At 67.6% G+C, this 17,952-nt stretch carries 16 protein-coding genes and 3 pseudogenes; 12 read left to right on the top strand and 7 right to left on the bottom strand.

From position 1 onward, the window contains the following. The first annotated feature begins 33 nt into the window (after positions 1-33). From AB0959_RS29010 to AB0959_RS29000, 3 genes are all read left to right on the top strand, one after another. Positions 34-252, top strand: a complete 219-nt coding sequence (locus AB0959_RS29010; protein WP_366829561.1) for a hypothetical protein — start codon at positions 34-36, stop codon at positions 250-252. Between the two features lie 5 nt (positions 253-257). Next, positions 258-1,304, top strand: coding sequence for a phosphotransferase (locus AB0959_RS29005; RefSeq protein ID WP_366829560.1), 1,047 nt, complete (start codon positions 258-260; stop codon positions 1,302-1,304). Positions 1,305-1,473: 169 nt separating this feature from the next. After that, a complete protein-coding gene (locus AB0959_RS29000) occupies positions 1,474-3,399 on the top strand; it encodes an ABC transporter ATP-binding protein (RefSeq protein ID WP_366829559.1) in 1,926 nt (641 codons plus the stop codon). Between the two features lie 69 nt (positions 3,400-3,468). Here AB0959_RS29000 and AB0959_RS28995 read toward each other — a convergent pair. Together AB0959_RS28995 and AB0959_RS28990 are read right to left on the bottom strand one after the other, a co-directional pair. Further along, positions 3,469-3,885, bottom strand: a pseudogene (locus tag AB0959_RS28995) (transposase); the annotation flags it as partial. Positions 3,886-3,895: 10 nt separating this feature from the next. Next, entirely contained in the window at positions 3,896-5,260 is a 1,365-nt protein-coding gene (locus tag AB0959_RS28990; RefSeq protein WP_366829558.1) for a hypothetical protein, read from the bottom strand. A gap of 721 nt (positions 5,261-5,981) precedes the next feature. Here AB0959_RS28990 and AB0959_RS28985 point away from each other — a divergent pair. Beyond that, positions 5,982-6,080, top strand: a pseudogene (locus tag AB0959_RS28985) (IS5/IS1182 family transposase); the annotation flags it as partial. 362 nt (positions 6,081-6,442) lie between these two features. Here AB0959_RS28985 and AB0959_RS28980 read toward each other — a convergent pair. Together AB0959_RS28980 and AB0959_RS28975 are read right to left on the bottom strand one after the other, a co-directional pair. Then, a complete protein-coding gene (locus tag AB0959_RS28980) occupies positions 6,443-6,718 on the bottom strand; it encodes a hypothetical protein (RefSeq protein WP_366829557.1) in 276 nt (91 codons plus the stop codon). 172 nt (positions 6,719-6,890) lie between these two features. After that, a pseudogene (locus tag AB0959_RS28975) lies at positions 6,891-7,178 on the bottom strand (ISAs1 family transposase); the annotation flags it as partial. 255 nt (positions 7,179-7,433) lie between these two features. On the opposite strand from AB0959_RS28975, the gene AB0959_RS28970 reads away from it, so the two are divergent. Continuing rightward, positions 7,434-8,354: a hypothetical protein gene (locus tag AB0959_RS28970; RefSeq protein WP_366829556.1), complete on the top strand. Its 921-nt coding sequence runs from the start codon at positions 7,434-7,436 to the stop codon at positions 8,352-8,354. A gap of 185 nt (positions 8,355-8,539) precedes the next feature. Here AB0959_RS28970 and AB0959_RS28965 read toward each other — a convergent pair whose 3' ends face one another. Together AB0959_RS28965 and AB0959_RS28960 are read right to left on the bottom strand one after the other, a co-directional pair. Beyond that, positions 8,540-9,736: a cytochrome P450 gene (locus AB0959_RS28965; protein WP_366829555.1), complete on the bottom strand. Its 1,197-nt coding sequence runs from the start codon at positions 9,734-9,736 to the stop codon at positions 8,540-8,542. A gap of 2 nt (positions 9,737-9,738) precedes the next feature. Further along, positions 9,739-10,674 (bottom strand): DUF6545 domain-containing protein, encoded by a 936-nt coding sequence (locus AB0959_RS28960; protein ID WP_366829553.1) that lies wholly within the window; start codon positions 10,672-10,674, stop codon positions 9,739-9,741. A 1,133-nt stretch (positions 10,675-11,807) separates the two neighbouring features. Between AB0959_RS28960 and AB0959_RS28955 the strand changes: the two genes are divergently transcribed. Beyond that, positions 11,808-12,641 (top strand): helix-turn-helix transcriptional regulator, encoded by an 834-nt coding sequence (locus tag AB0959_RS28955; RefSeq protein ID WP_366829552.1) that lies wholly within the window; start codon positions 11,808-11,810, stop codon positions 12,639-12,641. A 66-nt stretch (positions 12,642-12,707) separates the two neighbouring features. On the opposite strand, the gene AB0959_RS28950 is transcribed toward AB0959_RS28955, so the two are convergent. Further along, a complete protein-coding gene (locus AB0959_RS28950; RefSeq protein ID WP_366829551.1) occupies positions 12,708-13,217 on the bottom strand; it encodes a helix-turn-helix transcriptional regulator in 510 nt (169 codons plus the stop codon). Positions 13,218-13,621: 404 nt separating this feature from the next. Between AB0959_RS28950 and AB0959_RS28945 the strand changes: the two genes are divergently transcribed. The 6 genes from AB0959_RS28945 (at position 13,622) to AB0959_RS28920 (ending at position 17,797) form a co-directional block, all read left to right on the top strand. Next, on the top strand, positions 13,622-13,951 hold the full coding sequence (locus AB0959_RS28945) for a transcriptional regulator (RefSeq protein ID WP_366829550.1): 330 nt from the start codon (positions 13,622-13,624) through the stop codon (positions 13,949-13,951). A gap of 2 nt (positions 13,952-13,953) precedes the next feature. Further along, on the top strand, positions 13,954-14,997 hold the full coding sequence (locus tag AB0959_RS28940; protein ID WP_366829549.1) for a hypothetical protein: 1,044 nt from the start codon (positions 13,954-13,956) through the stop codon (positions 14,995-14,997). Further along, positions 14,997-15,698 carry an ATP-binding protein gene (locus AB0959_RS28935; protein WP_366829548.1) on the top strand — a complete coding sequence of 234 codons (702 nt, stop codon included), beginning with the start codon at positions 14,997-14,999 and terminating at the stop codon, positions 15,696-15,698. The genes AB0959_RS28940 and AB0959_RS28935 overlap by 1 nt, the downstream gene beginning before the upstream one ends. Positions 15,699-15,823: 125 nt before the next feature. Then, positions 15,824-16,390: a WhiB family transcriptional regulator gene (locus tag AB0959_RS28930; protein WP_366829547.1), complete on the top strand. Its 567-nt coding sequence runs from the start codon at positions 15,824-15,826 to the stop codon at positions 16,388-16,390. Continuing rightward, the gene (locus tag AB0959_RS28925) at positions 16,387-17,472 is read left to right on the top strand and encodes a DUF2637 domain-containing protein (protein WP_366829546.1); all 1,086 of its coding nucleotides are present in this window, start codon (positions 16,387-16,389) and stop codon (positions 17,470-17,472) included. Before AB0959_RS28930 ends, AB0959_RS28925 begins: the two co-directional genes overlap by 4 nt. A 100-nt stretch (positions 17,473-17,572) precedes the next feature. Next, complete coding sequence (locus AB0959_RS28920) at positions 17,573-17,797, top strand: hypothetical protein (RefSeq protein WP_366829545.1); 225 nt, start codon at positions 17,573-17,575, stop codon at positions 17,795-17,797. Positions 17,798-17,952 lie beyond the last annotated feature (155 nt).

Genomic DNA, 17,952 nt, shown 5'->3' with positions numbered 1-17,952 from the left:
CTACGCGCTTCCGCCTTCTGCGATGTCACCACCGTGACCATCCCCGTGCGCCGCGAGTGGTGCTTCGACGAGGTCATCGGCGGCCTGCACTCGACATCGTTCGTGGTCGAGCGCCTGTTCGGCGACCGCCGGGAAGCCTTCGAGGCAGGGCTCACCAATGCCCTGGTCTCCTTCGTGGAAGACGGGGTCCTCGTGGAGGACAACGCGTTCACCGTCCTTACGGCACGCCGCCCCTCCTTCAGGAGCCGGTGACGGGGATGAGCGAAGCGGACTGGAACGCGGCAGTGACCGCTGACGTGCTGGAAGAGCGGTACGGGGTCGTTGCACTCGTGGTCGAGCCGGTGCACATGGGCACCGACACGGTCAACCGGCGGGTCCTGACCGACGACGGATTACGGCTGTTCGTCAAGGAGTACCGGTCGGATGCGGACCTGGATGCGGCCCGCACAGCATGGGACATGTCGGAGTACTGCCGAGCCGCGGGCGTTCCCATCCCGCGCGTCTGGGACGACGCGGACGGCAACCTCATCACCATCGCGCAGGGCAGCGCCTGGGCCTTGGTCGACGAGGCGCCTGGTCGCGTGACCACCTCGGCAATGACGGTGCCGCTCGCCGAAAGCATCGGCGCAGCGATGGGGCGCATGCACCGGGTTCTGGCCGCCTACCCGCTGCCGAAGAGCGTGCAGCAGTCCCGCTGGCGGACCGGCACGGTCGAGGACGCACTCGCCAAGTGCGACACCGTGATGGCCACAGCCATGCGCCAGGAGCACGAGAGCCTCGAGCAGCTACGGGCCGACCTCGATCAGCGGCGGGAGGACCTGCAGAACCACGTCCACCGGCTGCGTGAACACCTGCCGGAAACGTTGGTGGAGCAGGCACTGCACGCAGACCTCTCCCGCACCAACCTGATCGTCCTCGCCGACATCGTCACCGGTGTCATCGACTTCCGGGGCGCAACGGGCATGCCTGCCTGGGAGCTCGGCCGCGCCGCATTCGATCCGCGCACCGTCGCCACCAGCCGGGAGTGGGACACCTGCGCGTTGGCCATGGTCAGCGCCTACCACGCGCAAAACCCCAGCCTCCCTCCGGCCGAGTTACGGGCCTGTGCCCGGATCGCCCTGCTGTACATGCTGTTCAGCTTCTACGGCGCCACGACCGCCGAATACGACCTTCCCCAGGAAGCCGAGGCGGACCTGAGCCGGCACTGGAACGAGAGGCAGACCACCATCCGCCGCCTGCTGAACCACCTTGGCGACCTCGACGATGCGTTCGCCCGGCTTGGCGAGGGAGGCGGCGGCGCATGACACACCCACTTGTTCGGACCGTGCCGAGCACGCACGGCAGCCGAGCAGGAGGCCCATCCGCACTTCACCCACAGGGGGACGTTTTGTATCGCGCACTGATCGGCTGGTACCAGGCTGAGGCGACTGAGGCGACCGAGGCGATCGCGTCGGCGGCGGAGAGGCGGGGCCGATGACGACCACACCGAAGACTGCCCCCAAGGCCACGCCTCCCGAAGACGCGAAGGTGCCGGACGAGGAACTGAGGTTCACCATCCCCGGCGACCGCCGTATCGAGGCCGCCAACGCCATCACCAGCCGCTCCATGGCTCGTCGCCTACCCCAGCTGATCCGGCGAGCCCTCGCCCTGGGCTGGCAGGTGGACCGCAACGCGGTCATCGCCCTGCTGGTTGTACAGGTCCTCTCCGGGGTGCTGGAAGCGTTCGGGCTGATGGCCACCACCGGGGCGATCAAGCCGCTGATCGCCTCCCAGCACATCAGCAGCGACCAACTCATGGACGCCGCACCGTCCTTGGCCGTACTGACCGGGGCCATCGGTCTGCGTGCCCTCCTGGGCATCGCCTCGTCGTCGCTGTCGGCCCGGCTGGCACCCCGTATCTCCCGCGAAGCCGAACTCAAGCTCCTCGATGCCGCCACCAAGGCGGAACTGTCCGCGTATGACAACCCCGGATACAACGACCGGTGGGATGCGGCCGACCGCGGCGTGGAGGTCTCCCGGGACCTCCTGACGCAGACCCAGTACATCCTCGCGTCGTCGGCGTCACTGATCGCCTCCGCATGTGTCCTGACCGCTGTGCACCCGGTGTTGCTGCCGCTGCTCATCCTGGCCGCGCTGCCGAAGGGTGTGGCCAGCGTGCGAGCGGCCCGCATCAGCTACATCGCCTCACTCGCCACATCGAAGGACCGCCGGCTGCTGGGGATGCTGCGCTGGTACATGGTCGACAAGCAGACCGCCGACCAGGTCCGCTCCGGCACCATGGCCCCGTTCCTGCTCGGCAAGTACCGCGCGGCCGGAGCGCGGATCGACAAGACCACCGACCAGGCCACCTGGCGCGCCGCCCGGATCTCCCTGGTCGGCGGGGCCGCGGGAGGCCTCGCACACGCCGTGGTCTGGGTGGCCCTGGCGCTGCTGATGTCCGCCGGTCAGATCTCGGTCGCCGCCCTCGGTACCGCGTTCCTCGCCTTGGGGCGTGTCAGCGCCGGCCTGGACGGAATCGTTGGCTACGGAGCCCAACTCTTCCGTACCGGCATGTATTTGGACGACTGGGCCGACTTCATCGACGAAGCCGGTGGCCACCGCATCGATCGCGGCACCCAGAAGCCGACCGGACCCACGCTCGTATGCGCCGAGAACGTCACCTTCAAGTATCCGAGCGCCGATCGCCCAGCCGTCAGCGACGTGTCTCTGGAAGTCCGGCGGGGCGAGGTCGTAGCCCTGGTGGGCGAGAACGGTTCGGGCAAGACCACGTTGAGCAAGCTCCTGTCCTCGCTGTACCTGCCCGACAACGGAGCCATCACATGGGACGGCATCGACGCACGGGAGTTGGACGCGCACGCAGCCTGGGAGCGAGTTGCCGTCGTACCGCAGTCCTACGCGAACTGGCCCCTGTCAGCACGGGAGAACATCACTCTCGGTCAGCCCACCGAGGCCGGGGACGCCGCCGTACTCGCCGCGGCCCACGCGGCGGGCGCCGACGAGGTCGTCGAGGGTCTGCGCAACGGCCTGAACACCCTGCTCGCCAAGGAATGGTGGGGCGGGCAGGAACTCTCCGGCGGGCAGTGGCAGCGCATCGCGATTGCCCGCGCCTTCCACCGCCCGGCGGGGCTCCTGGTGCTGGACGAGCCGACCGCCGCCCTCGACCCGCGGGCCGAACACCGCATCTTCACCGGCCTCCGCCGCCTCGCCGCAGACCGCGCCGTCGTCCTGGTCACGCACCGGCTCACGAATGTTGCTATCGCGGACCGCATCGTCGTCCTGAACAAGGGACGCGTCATCCAGGACGGCACCTTCGACGAACTCCTCGCCCAGCGCGACGGCTTGTTCCGCGAGCTGTGGGATCTGCAAAACGAGCGCACGGGGCGCGTCCCGGCTTTGTAGGTTCCGCAGTTTCGCGAGCACTTCCGCGTGATCATGAGCAGAGGTAACGTCTAGTAGCGGTCAGTTGTCTGTGGTCAGTCCGCCGCGCGAGAATCCCGGCGCCTGGCGAGCCGCCGCGCGTGCCGGATCTTCCAGCTCGCCCCCCGCCTCCGCACCCTTTCGCGGGCGCCGGCGGCGTGCTGATGGGCCCGGCTGATCGTGAAGTCGACCAACTCGGTCCACTCCACGGCCACGACGGAGTCGTCCCGGACCTGGGCCTGTTCCAGCAGACGGGCCCACGTTCCGTCCGCCTCCCAGCGGGCGAACCGCTCGTGGGCCGTCTGCCACGGTCCATAGCGTTCCGGCAGTTCACGCCACGGAGCACCCCTCCGCTAACGCCACAACACCCCGTTGATCACGCCACGGCCGCGTACGACCATCAACACCTGAAGCAGGGGGCGCTACGCGTTCCCACGCCACATCCGTCAGGTCACCACGACCCACCAAAAGATCATTATCAGAGGTCTTCGTCCGTGCTGAGGAAGACCGACTTGAACAGGTCGGCCGCGTCGACGAGGGGCTCGGTGGGTACCCGGAGCTCACCACTGGTCACCGCGTCGTTGCCGTCCTCGGTAAGTTCCCACGAGACCTCCACCGAACTGGCATGAGGATCCTTCGCGATGATGACGTAGTCGTCTTGGTCGCTCGTCCAAAGTACGTTCGGACGGAGCGACTCCGGAGTGAGCACAACTTCGGCGTCCTCGCCGTGGGTGCTCCAGGTCACGGGATAGCCCCGCGGGAGGGGTCGGATAGTCGAGTGGTCGAAGCTCGGCAGGAACGGCTCGTGCGGCCCCAGTACCGGTTCGACGACCTTCTCAAAGTCTGCGTTGTCCGGGTCGAGGTAATCCAGCACCTCGCAGTTATGGAACGTCAGAATCAGGTGCGGCTTGGACACGAAACGATCGCGACTGACTACCTGGACGCCGGTACCCGGCATCCCGACGCCTAGGAGGTGCTCCCGACCCTTGGCGATGTGCTCGGCCTTCTTACTCTGCCATGCAGCGAGCGCCTGCTCCCGGTCCTCCTTCGACAGCGGCTTCGGGTTGCCGAAGACGCTCGACGGCAATACGAGCGGCGTCGAGGCGAGAGTGTCTTCCGCCGGTGTCGGCTTGCTGAACTGCTCTTCTTCGTAGCGGCGCAGGCTCTCCAGGATCTCGTCCACGCGGTCGATCCTGCAGATCGGGCCGAGCAGTTGCACCTCAAGGTCAATCGGTGGCCTCCCGCCCCGGCGGACGCGCTCGACGAGGGCGAGGACTTCTCCGGAGCGTGCGGGCCGCGTGTTGCTGGTGCCTCGAACGTAGATCGCGCCGTCCTCAAGGCTGTCGCGGCGGTCGTCACTCTGATAGCTCTTGTGACACGGGAAGATCGTCTGGCCATCCTCCGGCGGCTGGGCGATGACGAACAGGACCTCGTGGTCGGAGTCGATGCCGATCCTGCCGAACTCGAAGGCCGGGAACTGGGGCCCGAGGTAGGGGCGGAGCCGGTCCTCGAGCTCGTGCGCCTCGGTTCCGCGCAGTACTCCGGGAGCACTGTTCTTCTGTACGCCGATGACCAGGACCGCGTAGCCATGGAAGTGTCGGGCCGCCTCTCCCGGGCGCCGGTTCGCTGCGCCCAGGAGGAACTTTGCGATCTTGGCCGCCGTAGCCTTGCTGTTCATGTCAAGTGGGCTCTTGACCTCGAGGTAGGTCGTCTCGGCCTCGTCGCCGACAGCAACTACGTGCCCAAGAACGCCCCGTAGGGCGCGCTCACCGAGCGGGATGACGCTGGTGTCGAGAGCGGAGGTCCCGGCGTCCGAGTCGTCTGAAGGCAAGAGATCTGGCATGGAACGATTCTCCCGTTCATGACCGCCGGGCGGGATCGAACATCTGCCTCCGAGAAGCTTGGGCCGCGGTCACGGCGCAACATAGCCGACGATCGCCGGTTATCCCAACCGGCGATCGTCACGACACTTGAAGCTCCCCTCCAGCCGCAAACCTCAGCGGGCCCTGCACGCGCACGGCCTGTGAAGCCGAGCCTCGAAGGAGCAGCCCAATCCCTCCCTCACAGCCACGAGCCTGCCCGCAAAGGGCAACGCCCGTTACTCATCGCCACCACCCAAGCATCGATCGCAGAGGCGATTGCTCATGATCGGGCGACTAGCCCCACTGCCAAGAATGCCCACCGCGGTCAACGCCCCAGGTGCCTGGACGGCCGATGCTCACGGAAAAGCGCAACCTACAGGCTTCTAGGATCCGCGACTTCGTTAGCAATGATGGTGGTTCGTTAGCAGTGGATTAGCAAATCTGTGATCCTGCTGGCAATGACTACGGACAGCGGCGATCTCCGTCGGGTCTCTTTCGATCTTCGCTGAGTGTGGGTTGCCCGGGCAGCGAAAGAGCCTTGAGAAGTCCAGCCGCCCGGTTCGTGGTCTGGTGCTGATGGAGATCGAAGAGCGTGTGGTCAAGGAGTACGGCGCCGGTGTGGTGAGCATTCCGAAGCAGACGAGGGGGTACGTGCTGCTGAAGGAGCTCAGCCGGGGGCCGTGCGATGTTCCGTTCCGCAAGCATGACCTGTTCCGGCGCTGGCAGAGGGACGGCACCTGGGCGAGGATCCTCACCCGGCTCCAGGCGGAGGCGGATGCTAAGGGCCTGATCGACTGGGAGGTCAGCTGCACCCGGCGGCCCTCTGCGCCCGATCATGCGCCCGGTTCGCTCCGAAGTACGCTCCTCTGATTGGACGAGGCAGTTTGACCTCTCGGGTTTCGCGCCGTGAACTGGCGCGCTCATGACAGCCAGTCTCTCCCGTGATGGGTATCTGACGTCGGCAGCTTGGCCACCTCGACACAATCATGATCACTGTGCTTGCCCGGCATGGAACAGGAATGGCTGCCTCATCGTTGATGACGACCGTACGGTGTCGCCGTCGTCCCCATTCACCGCATAGGAAAGCCCCTCTTTCTGAATACGGAAACCGCATCGGAACGAGGGGTAAAAAGAGCGGAGGAGGCGGGTATTTCGGTCCGGCTTCAGCGGGAGGAGAAACGCTCATGTGCGGACTGGCGGGTCGTTCCCAGAGGGCTGGCGACGTCCTCCCAGGAATATCCCTCTCCGCGCGCCCTGCCCACCGCCTGAGTCAGCAGGATGTCCGGGTACACGCGGAGCCGCATGGCGGCGTTGACGGCGGCAAGGGGGCGGTACTCGTCCAACCAGGCGTAGTAGGTGAGGCTGACGGTCAGTCTGCTGATGGACGCCTCGACGGCCTCCAGGGCCCTGGTGACATGGGGCGGGAGGATCCGCCACATGTCACGCTCGACATGGCGATGCCATTCGAGCGGGGGTGTCGGAGAGCCGGTCGGGGTGGTCGTGGTCGGCGGGGTGCTGGGACCCCGCCGACCGCAGTGGCACAACGCCCGGGTGCCGGCGGCACGGGGGGTGGCCCTCAGGGGCCCTTGCATGATCGAGATCTGTCCGGATTCATCCGGTGATGCCGAGGGCGGCCAGGGGCCTTTGCCAGTCGCGAGCGGTGTGACGTAGGGCGGCGGCGATGTTGGTGTGGCCGTCCTGGCGGTGGACGCCGATGGCGAGGTTGCGCAGGCCGGCCATGATGCGCGGGAGATGGCCGACGTGGATCTTGGAGGCGTCCTCGCGGAAGGTGCGGTCGCGGACGTGGTGCAGTAGGTTCTCGATCTTCCAGTGTCCCCTGATCAGGTCGGCGAGCTGGGCGCCGGTCACCGCGCCGGGCGGCAGGCTGGTGATCAGGTAGACGCGCTCGATGGTGAGCTTGCCGGTGGTGAAGTCCTTCCTCCAGCGCACGACTTGGAGGGCCTGGCGGGCGTCGGGGCGCCCGTTCCCCATGATTGCACTGGCTGGCGCCTGCTGAGGTGAAGTCGGCTCCGGGCGCTCTCGGAATCGCGCTTGCTCAGTAACGGACAGATTGGAAGACGCTGCGTGACCGAGAGGCCTGAGAAGCTAGCCTGGAGCACCGAGTGGGGATCGGGCAGGCGGACTGGGGGCTTCGTGGATCCGTATGCGCTGGTGGATGGGGACGACTGGAGGCGGGCCGATCTGGATCGGGCTGCTGAACGTGAGGCTTATTTCGTCGCGGCTGTCGTTCAGCTGTCCTTGCCGCACATTGAACTCACCGAGACACGCAACATCATCAAGACGCCACCCGATTCCGGGTTCTTCGAATTCGTTCTCTCCATCCTCACTCTGGTGTATTCAATCGTGGTGTGCGCATTGCTCATCAGCAGTGATGTGAGAGACCTGGTCCTGCTGCCAATTCTGTTGGCGCTCGGGGTGCTGGGGGTGTGGTTCCTCTTAACGCGAGTGCCCCGCAGCGCGATCCGGAACAAGCTGGTATTCGACATCGAGCAAGCGGTGATCGCATGTGCCGCCGTACGCCAGGCTACGGCCGCGAGTCTGCCCGCCCGTCTGCGCACGCTCGATCGCCGCTGCCGATCAGTCGAGCAAGGAGTCCTCCGCGCTCATCGCACCACGGCCACGATGTCCATCAGATCCCTGCGGCACCGACCGGCACGTGAGCACGCGTTTCATGTGGCCGGAGCACTGCGCCGGGAGATGTCCCGGATCGATGCGGAGCCGGAAGCCGCGATCCGCGATCTGGCGGCCAAGATGCTCACGGTCGGGGAGAGGTATTCCCGGCGCCTGGTGGGGAGTCTTCTCCCTGACAGTGATCTGGAGAACGTCGAGCCCGTCTCTATGGCGCGTAGCGCGTTGAAGGAATCGGCGCACGTTACGTTGATCATCCTCGCCGCAATTGCCGGTGCGCTGTCAGCGTCTCCCGTCGTGGCCACCCTCGGCATTCCCTCGGACATGAAGGGTTGGTGTGTCGCTGCAGGCGCTGTGCTCGGGGCGATCTGTACGGGCGGCTGGGGCAGGGTTTCCCGTCTTCTAGAAATCATTCCGGGCAAGTGAGGGTTTCACGGTGAGGCCGAGGGCGGCCAGGGGCCGTCGGTAGTTGCGGGCGGTGCGGCGCAGGGCGGCGGCGATGTTGGTGTGGCCGTCCTGGGGGTCTGTGTAGCGAACGTCTTACAGTCCCGCGCGCTCCGGAGATGACCTGGTGGCGGACGCTCACCTCTGCCAAGGAAACGCGGTGTAACTCACCGAGTGGGGCAGCCGGGGCTGAAGGTGACCGGCAGTGATTCGAGTCCGCGTACCAGGCGGGTCGGTCGCCACTGCAATTGCTCGGCTGGGGTGGCGAGTTGGAGGTTGGGACAGCGGCGCAGCAGGGTGGTGAGGGCGATGTCGGCTTCTGCACGGGCGAGTGGAGCGCCGACACAGCGGTGAATGCCGCGGCCGAAGGCGAGGTGGCGTACGGCATCGCGGTCGAGGTCGAGGCGGTTGGGGACGGGGAAGCGGTCGGGGTCGCGGTTGGCCGCGGTGGGGGAGATGAGGACGGGTTCGCCGGCAGGGATGTGGACGCCGCCGAGGGTGATGGCTTTGGTGGTGTAGCGGAAGGTGGCGATGTTGACAGGGTTGTCGTAGCGCAGGAGTTCATCCACGGCGCCATTGAGCAGGTCGGGATGGTCGCGCAGCCGGTTGAGCGCCTGGGGGTGCTGGAAGAGCGCGAGGACGGCGTTGCCGATGAAGTTGGCGGTGGTTTCGTGGCCGGCGACGAGCAACAGCAGTCCGAGGGAGACGACTTCGCTCTCGCTGAGTTGGTCGCCGTTATCGCGGGCGGCGAGGAGGTCGGCGAGCAGGCCGCTGTCCGGCGTGCGCCGCTTGGCCTGAACGAGGTCGGTCATGTAGTCGGCGAGGGTGTGGGTGGCGGCGTCGATGCGGTCGGGGTGCCCGGCCGCGAAAAGTTCGGCTGACCACTCGCGTATGGCCTTGTGGTCCTGTTCGGGTACGCCGAGCATCTCGCAGATGACGGTGACCGGCAGGGGCACGGCGAATTCCTCGACGAGATCGGCTCGCCCGTGCGGCAGGAAGGCGTCGATGAGCTCGTCGGTGACCTGCTGGATGTAGGGGCGCAGTCTCTGAACGGTGGCGGTGGAGAACGCCTTGGTCACCAAGCGGCGCATCCGGGTGTGCTCGGGCGGGTCGCTGTCGAGCATGGTCTGGCTGAGGGCAGGGTGCAGGTTGCGCTGGGAGGGCTTGTCGGCGAAGAAGGCAGTGGCGTTCTTCGACAAGCGGGGATCTGTGAAGGCCGCCCGGGCTTCGGCGTAGCCGGTGACCAGGTAACTGGTGGTGGTACGACCGGTGCGGATCTTCTGCACCGGGCAGGAGCCGCGGAGCTCGGCGTAGGCCGGGTAGGGGTTGGCGAAGAACTCGGGGTTCTGCAGGGGGTTGCTCATGGTTACTTTCCTGCTGGTGCGGGGCTCGCCGCCAGAAGGCGGACGGAGTGAACGATGGGGTCGGTGGTGTAGGCCTGGGAGACCTGGCGCAACCAGGTGGTTTCCGCGCGGAGGTCTCCCGCGCGTTCACGGGTGCCGGGGGTTGGGGGCGCGGGATCAAAGTCCGGTTCGCTGCTGCTGCGCGCCGAGTTCAGGGCCGCCGCCAGAACCGCGGCTTCGATGATCGCGTCGCCTTCGGCGGTGCTGGCGAGCTGGCGCGCGGCGACTGCCTCGGCGGCTGCCTGCTTAACGGACCGGGAGCGGTGGGGGCGCAGAGCGAGGATGCCGTCGTTGATCTCGATGACCTTGCGGTGGAGCAGGAAGTCCAGCTCGTGGTCGGCGCCGACCTCCAGGACGATGTGCGGCAGCACGCGGGTGAGGTCCTGCCACAGCGGATCGAGGAGGGTTACGGAGTGCCGTTCCCAGCAGTCCTCGGCCGCTGCGGGCCGCCACGTGGGGAACTGCCGGCCGCGGTAGATGTGCTGACGGATGAGGGTGGCCATCATTTCCGCTTCGCGTTCGTCGGCGGTGGCGTAGCGAGTACGGCCGGAGATGCAGGCCCCGAATTCCGGCTCCAGCCGGGGCGCCGGTACCAGCCCGTCCTCCCAGGGTAGGGACCCGATGTGACCGCACAGGACGTGGCTGATCCCGTGCGCGAGGATGTGCAAGCGGTGCAGGCGCGAGGTTCCTCGCTCGTAGAAGAGGAAGAACGCCTCGTCCGTCTCGAAACTGACGCCGGACGGAGCATCCACGAACCCCGTCGTGTCCAGCGGGCGCGGAATGAGGGGCTTGCCGCACCACGCGGCAACCGCGTCGCAGAGCTGCCCGGTGCCGAACCGATGCGGCAGATTGAGGAGGGCGAGGCGCTCCTCACAGGCGGTACGAAGTCGGCTGTCCATGATCCCCCCGTCAATGAGGCCGTTCGATAGGGCTGCGGTGTACCGGCGGCCGGCCGGGGCCGGTGGGCATCGGTGGCGGACAGGCAGGCACACCAGGAGTGCGGCGGCAGGCTGCACAGCCTCTGCGGCGGCTCCGGGGCCGATGCTGGGCCCGGTGCTTCAGCGGTCCTGCCGGGAGTGGGGCGTACCGCCGGCAAGCCGGGGCCTGCGGTATGTCGCACGGGAGAAGTGCTCGGGCAGCATCAGCACCAGCGACAATCTGTGCCGTCGGCGCCGCCCCGCTGGCGAGTCGGCCGAGCCGAACCCGCAGGAAACGGGATGATGACGGCGGTCTGAGTCAGGCCCGGCGCGGCGGAGTGCACGGCGACCTGCCCGCAGCACAGCCGGAGCATGCCCCGAACCGCACGCTTGACGATCCGGCACGCGCCGGTGACGAGGGTCGAGGCGACAGCGTCGCGGTTAATCCCCACTGCCAAGGTCTGTCGGACGATCTCGGAACCCATGACGGCCGCCTCGGCTAGGCCGTGCACGGGCGCCACGGCGGAGAGAACTGCGCCACCCCGTTCAGGGCCGGTCCCTTCGCTCTGCGTGGCGTGCAGTCTGACGAGCAACTCGCTCCTCTGGTAGGGCATCGCGGCTTGTTCCTTGGCATCCCCGCGCCCCTGGCGGGCCAACTCCGGGGCGAGTCCCCGGTCGCTGCCGGTGGTCGAAACAGAGCGAGGCATGTATCCCTCCCAGGCTGAGCCGTTCGCGCCTACAACGGCTGTAGGCGCTGAGGGCGTCACCATGCCAAGGGTTGTGAGGAACTCGCACTTCCGCGGAAGTGCCACTTCCGCTTACATTCCGTGTCCGCTGCTCGAAAATCCACCTACGTGCAAGAACGTGCAGGTGTCGCAAGCAGGATGGCTGGACTTCCCCCCGAATCAAGAAAGCTGACAGCGGGGCAGATGGTTCGGTCGAAGAAGTATCGAACGAGAACTAGTTACGCTGCGTGTAGATCAACCTCTATTCGATCATGAAATCCCGACCGGCAGGCGCGTGATCAATATTAGGTGTGATCTACGCCACACGGCCTTCTGTGTGGCTGGTGCGCCCCGGCGCGCCGATGTGCCCCCGACGGTAAAATGCCTGTTATGCGTAGATTTGGGGAAGGAGTGGGCGGCGGGCCGGAAGTGAGTGAAACGCTGACCGACCTGCTGCGCGGCTGGCGGGAGCGCCTCGACCCGCGGTCGGTTCCCGGTCTGGTTCGGTCGGACCGCCGCCGCCCTAACCCGGGCCTGTCGCAGAAGGAAGTCGCGAAGCTGACCGGAGTGACCGACCGCTGGTACCGCAATCTGGAAGCTGGCCATCCTGCCGACTACTCCGCCGGCTTCCTTGACAGGCTGGCGGTCACTCTCCGGCTCAGTGACTCAGAGCGGCGCATGCTGTTCCTGCGTGTTTTAGGGCGGGAGCCGCCCCTGCGGGAGTCGGCGGACTCGGCTGCGGTCAAAGCGTTCGACGCCCCCATGCAACGCTTTCTGGAGCACCAGCTTCCCCATCCCGCCTACATATCCGATATCGCCTGGAACTTCGTCGGGTACAACCAACGGATGCTCGAATGGTTTCCTTGGATCCCGTACCAGAACAACCTAATGAAGTGGATTCTCATCCACCCGGAGGCTCGCCACCAGCTGGTGAACTGGCGGGATGACTGGGCGCGTCCGTCGATCGCCCAGATCAGGTTCGTCTGTGGGCGATACCCCGACAGTCGCGCCCTGCAGGAGCTGGCGCGTGATGTGGTGGCCGGCAGTCCTGAGGTCCGCGAACTCTGGGAGAGGCACGAGGTTCACACGCACTCGGATGGCGACGTGCGCAAATTCCGGCTGCCCTACCACGGTGCCGAGGAGACCATCGTGAAGATCATTATGCTTGCCCCGCTGCGCAGCATCGAATCGCGCTTCGTCGTCCTCATGAGGATCGACGACTGACACCGGTCGGCGGCCATCAACACCAGGCTGCCTGTGCGTACCAGCGCCCTGGCCGCAGGCGTCGTCTCATTCGCTCAGGTCGAGATCGTCCTCAACCGTCTCGGCGGACAGCCCGTCCGCCACTCTGGCGGTGCTGATGACAGCCTCCAGCATTCTCAGGGATTCCGGGGACAGCCCGTTCGCCCGCAGGGCGATCCGGCGGACGCCCCGGCTGCGCATGGCGGCCACCAGCCTCTTCTCCGCCTCGGTCGGCGCCTCGTGCTTCTCCATGTCCCGCCGGGCCACCTGCTTGTCGAAGAAGAACCCCGGGGATACCTGGAAGAACGTGGCCAGGGCCACGATTGTCTTCATCGTCGGGTTCGGCTTCTTGCCCGAGCGCAACTGCTGGATCGTGCTCTCTGCGTTCCCGGTCGCGGCAGCCACCTCGGCGTTCGTGGGCGGCCCGTCCCGGCCCTGCAGGCGGACATGCTGGAACAGGTAGTTCAGCGGCTCGGCGAACGTGCCTGTCTCCCATGGTTCGACAACTGCGCCCGCGTCCAAGGCTCCTGCAGTCAGACCTTCGTTCTGGACCACCATTCCACCTCCTCTGGTGCCGGACGGGCGCCACTGTAGTGCACCCGGCGGTCTGTGAGTCCAGTCGTCCCGTACTCGAGTGAGGACGATTGCGTCACTCTGGTGTACCTTTGCGCCACGCTTCTTACTGGAGTATTCCTCGGGGTGGTCATATGGTGCTGATCGCTGCGGTGATCAGCACAGCAGCGACCTGCGAGAACGTGAGGAGGGGCTCTGCCATGGAGGCGGTGCGTGTCCGCAGCCCGTAGGTGGCCGCAGTCCCAAAGGCAACGGCGCCCAGGAGCGGGAACTCCCAGGCGCCGAATGGTCGCCCCCAACAGGGGTGCGGATCCACTACCAAGCAGGCTCGGCTGGACCTTTTCCACGAGAGACAGCCGGGCCGCTCACTACCAGCGAAGGATACTCGCATGCCCGAGCACCGGAGCGGAAGCCGGAGTGTCGCGGAGCCTGACGACCGGCACCGTCGCCTGGCTGACCTACTGGCCGACATGATCCCCGGGGCCGCCACCTTCCGGGTGACCCTGCACGACCCCACCCAGGTGTGGCCGCACCCCCACGCCCGCGCCTACGACACGGCGGGGAAGGCGATCACCCTGACTCGCACCCAGGCGATCACCGCCGCCCGCTGGATCATCCGGACGTATCCGCAAGTCACCTGGGGCGATGTGTACGACCTCGACCTCGCCACCGCCCGCCTGCACCGCGCCGTCGTGGTCACGGCAGGACGGAGCCGCTGAGCATGGCGAGGATCCGCACCATCAAGCCGGAGGCATTCGTCTCCGAGTCGCTCGCCGAGGTGAGCGTGAACGCCGAACGGACTTTCTTCGGCCTGCTCACCCAGGCCGACGACCAGGGACGCTTCCGCGACAACGCGGCGATCATCAACGGTCTGCTGTGGCCGCTGCGCACCGAGCACACCGCCGTCCACGCCGAGGACGACCTGCAGCAGCTTGCCGACGCCGGGCTGATCTGCCGGTACACCGGCTGCGACGGCCGCCGGTATCTGCACGTGGCCACCTGGGGCGAGCACCAGAAGATCGACAAGCCCTCTCAGTCCCGGCTGCCCTCTTGCCCGGTCCATCACACCGCCGACCGGTGCGGGGCATGCAAGGGAGTCTGCACCGCTGCCTCGGCCAAGTCCGGCGAGGTGTCACCGCGCCCTACCCGAACCCTCCCCGAAGCCTCGCCGAACTTCCCCCGAAGCCTCGATCGGCCTGCCCACGCTCCCGCGCCGTCCGCTCCAACGCGTCCTGACCACCGTGCCAAGGGCGGCGACGGCCGGCGGGACACTCAGGACGAGGCCGTTGGCAACCCAACTCACGGAAATCGTGAAACTGCAGGTCAGGCGGTACTCGCCGAGGCTTCCCCGAACCGTCCCCGAAGTCTCGTGGAGTCCTCGGTGCCTGGATCTAGGATCTTGGATCCTGGATCTTCTAATCCTTCGGGGCGCTCAGCGCCCGCACCATCGCCGTCGGCGCGAGCCCTGATCGGTGAGTACGCCGCCGCCTGTGCCGAGCGCCCGCCGAACGACGTGCTGGGCCACCTCGGCCGGAAGGTCCGCCAACTGCTCGACGAGGGCATCGATCCGAAGTACGTCCGGGCGGGGCTGGAGCGCTTCCGGGCCAAGCCGATGCACCCCTCGACGCTGCCGAGCCTGGTGAACGAGGCGATGAACGCCGGGGGCGGTCGTTTGGTGGGGCCGGAAAACCGGCCTACCGTGCCCGGTCACACGGCGTGGACCAACCCGGTCGACGCTGCCGCCGCCTACGCCGAGGAGCTGTGATGCGCGACCGCAACCGCGAACCTCAGCGGCTCGGCGGCGAGGGCACCATGGCCCGCATCGCCCGGATCCTGGCGGCCCGGGGCGTCGACCCTGCCACCGCCGTGGTGCACGACACCCCCGAGCCGATCGCCGCGCTGGAAGCGGCCGAGGCCCGGATCCCGCTCCGCTACCGCAGCGCGATCGGCGAGCACCCGCAGATCGAGGCGTGGGTCCGCAACGTCGCCTCGGAAGCCGTCGCTCCCAGCAAGGGCGCCCGCCGACAAGTACGCACCGGCCCGTCGCTCCTGCTCGTCGGCACCACCGGCACCGGCAAGACGCACCTGGCGTACGGCGCCATCCGCAGCCTCGTGGGTGCCGAGATCGGCGTGCGCTGGCACGCCACCACCGCCGCCGACATGTACGCGAGCCTGCGCCCTCGGGCAGGTGTCGACACGGAGCGGGAGCTGCTAGCGCTGTCCCGCTGCCCGCTGCTGCTCCTGGACGACCTCGGGGCGTCCAAGACCTCGGAGTGGACCGAGGAGATCACGTACCGGCTGGTCAACCACCGCTACAACCAGATGCTGCCGACGCTGATCACCACCAACCTGGCCATCCGTGACCTGCGCCAGGCCGTCGGCGACCGGGTCGCCTCCCGGCTGGCGGAGATGACCGAGCGCATCGTGCTGACCGGCGCCGACCGCAGACGAGGCCCAGCCGCCTGACCGCCACCAGGCCATCCCACCGGGCGGTGCCGCTCGCTCCCGCCCTTGATCACCTCCCCGACCACGCACCATCCTCCGCCGACGCCCCGCCGGGCGCACGGAGGGCGATCGGAGACACCCCGCGCATGCCCAAGACCTCGACGCCCCCTGCCCACTTCCGCACGCTGGGCGACCACACCTGGCAGAACCGCGCCGCCTGCCGCTCCACCGAGCACCACCCAGTCGACCCCGAGCTGTTCTTCCCCGAGCCGGACGACCTCGACAAGGTCGCCGCTGCCAAGGCACTGTGCGCCCAGTGCCCGGTCCGCCGCACCTGCCTGGACGTAGCCCTGGAGAACAGGGACCGCGAGGGCATCCGGGGTGGCCTGACCGAGGAGGAACGCGAGCCCCTGCACAAGAAGCTGCCGCACCGCCTGGACTACGCCCGCGTCAACGCCGTACTCGCCGGACGCGACATCCACCTCACCACCCGGGAACGCGAGGCAGCCGCCCTGGCCGCCTTCCGCGCCGGCATCCCCGCCAGCCGCCTCGCCTGGTTGCTGAAGATCACCGAGGAACACGCCGACAAGCTCTATCGACGCACCCGCCGCCGACTCGAAAGCCGCAACGCCGCCACGGCGAAGCCCAAGAAGCGCGGGCGGCCGAAGAAGAAGACCACGGTGTCCCGCGACGACCTCCGGGCGGCGGCATGACCACCGCCGTGCCGATGCCGGCGCGCATGACCGGCTGGGACCGCGCCGCTATCGTGGCCCTGGGCGCGGCAGGCAGCGCGCTGTCGTACGACGCCCTCCAGCAGATGGCCGTCGCCATCCACGTCCGCGGTTTCCTCACCTACCTCTTCCCACTGGTGATCGATGGGTTCATCGCCTACGGAGTACGCGCCCTGGTGGTCCTGCGCGCCGCACCGCTCGGTGCCCGCGCGTACGTATGGACGCTCTTCGGCACCGCGACCGCCGCCAGCATCTGGGCCAACGCCCTGCATGCCGTCCGCCTCAACGAAGAGCGCATAACCTCCGGCAGGCTGCGGCTCGGCGACACCACGGTCGGCATCCTGTCCACGCTAGCCCCGCTCGCCCTGGCCGGAGCGGTCCACCTGTACATCCTCATCGCCCGCCGGGTCACCGAGGAGACTGCCCCCGGTTCCCTCGGACAGCCGGCCGCCGCCGGTCACTCCGCTGACCGCATCGAGGTCGAGCGACCGGCACCCACCGGACACCGGCAGCCTCCAACCGCCAGTCAGGTCACCGTCGGTCACCAGCACGCTGCACTGACCGGGACACCCGGACATGTCACGGGCCGCGAGCCGGTCACCTCCGACATGCCCGGTCAGGACAGCCGGACACCAACCGGTCGGGGCGCCTCGGGTCAGCCGACCGCCCCAGCAACCGAGTCGGTCACTGAGCCAGTGTCCGGGGCAGTTTCCCGGGCCGTCCGGACGCCTCTCCCGGTCGGTGACCAGGGCGGACATGCCGGGTCCAGAGCTACTGAGGACGCTCGCCCGAACGGTGACCGACCGGTGAGCCCAAGCACGGACACCAAGCCGGTCACTCGTCCGCAGCCTCTGTCCGGCGGTGACCGGGTGACCGACCCGGTCACCGAGCAACTGCTCCCGATCGCTCGGAGGGCGGTTACCGAGACCGGCCGGACCACCCGCGCTGTGGTCGCCGAGGCCATCCGCGGACAGGGGCTGCCACTGTCCAACGACCGGCTGACCGAACTGATGCGCACGCTCCGGGACGACCCCGGACAGCCCACAGACGATCGCGCCGCCTGACCGGCCACCCTCGCGCGGGCGGGTGACTGACGGAGGGTCCGGCCAGCCCAGCCGCCCCGCATCCACACCAAGACTTCCCTCCACACCGGAGATGCCGCTCATGCGCACTACGCCCGCCACTGCCGCCGAAGTCGTCGCCTGGCTGACCGTTCTGCACCGCCGAGGGCACCTGCACCGAGTCGAGGCCGGGCCCGACGGGGTCTGGATCGTGCACCGTACGCCCGGTTCGCGGCCGTGGACCCTGCACCATCCGATCCTTGCGATGGACTACGTCGCCGACATCGTGCGAGATGTCCGCCGCCGAAGCCCGGAGTCGAGCCGATGACGACCGCTGACTCGGCGGGCACCACTTCCTCAGCGGAGCCGGAGGCTCCGACGGCCACCGGCCGAGCAAGCTGTTGCCGTGGATATCCCAAAGGGATGTCCACCGCGCCAGCCCACGCCAGATCGGAATATCAAACGTCTGAACACAAGTCACAT

The sequence above is a fragment of the Streptomyces sp. NPDC046862 genome (assembly GCF_040704615.1).
Lineage (GTDB): Bacteria > Actinomycetota > Actinomycetes > Streptomycetales > Streptomycetaceae > Streptomyces.
This window is presented reverse-complemented; position numbering and strand designations above follow the sequence as displayed.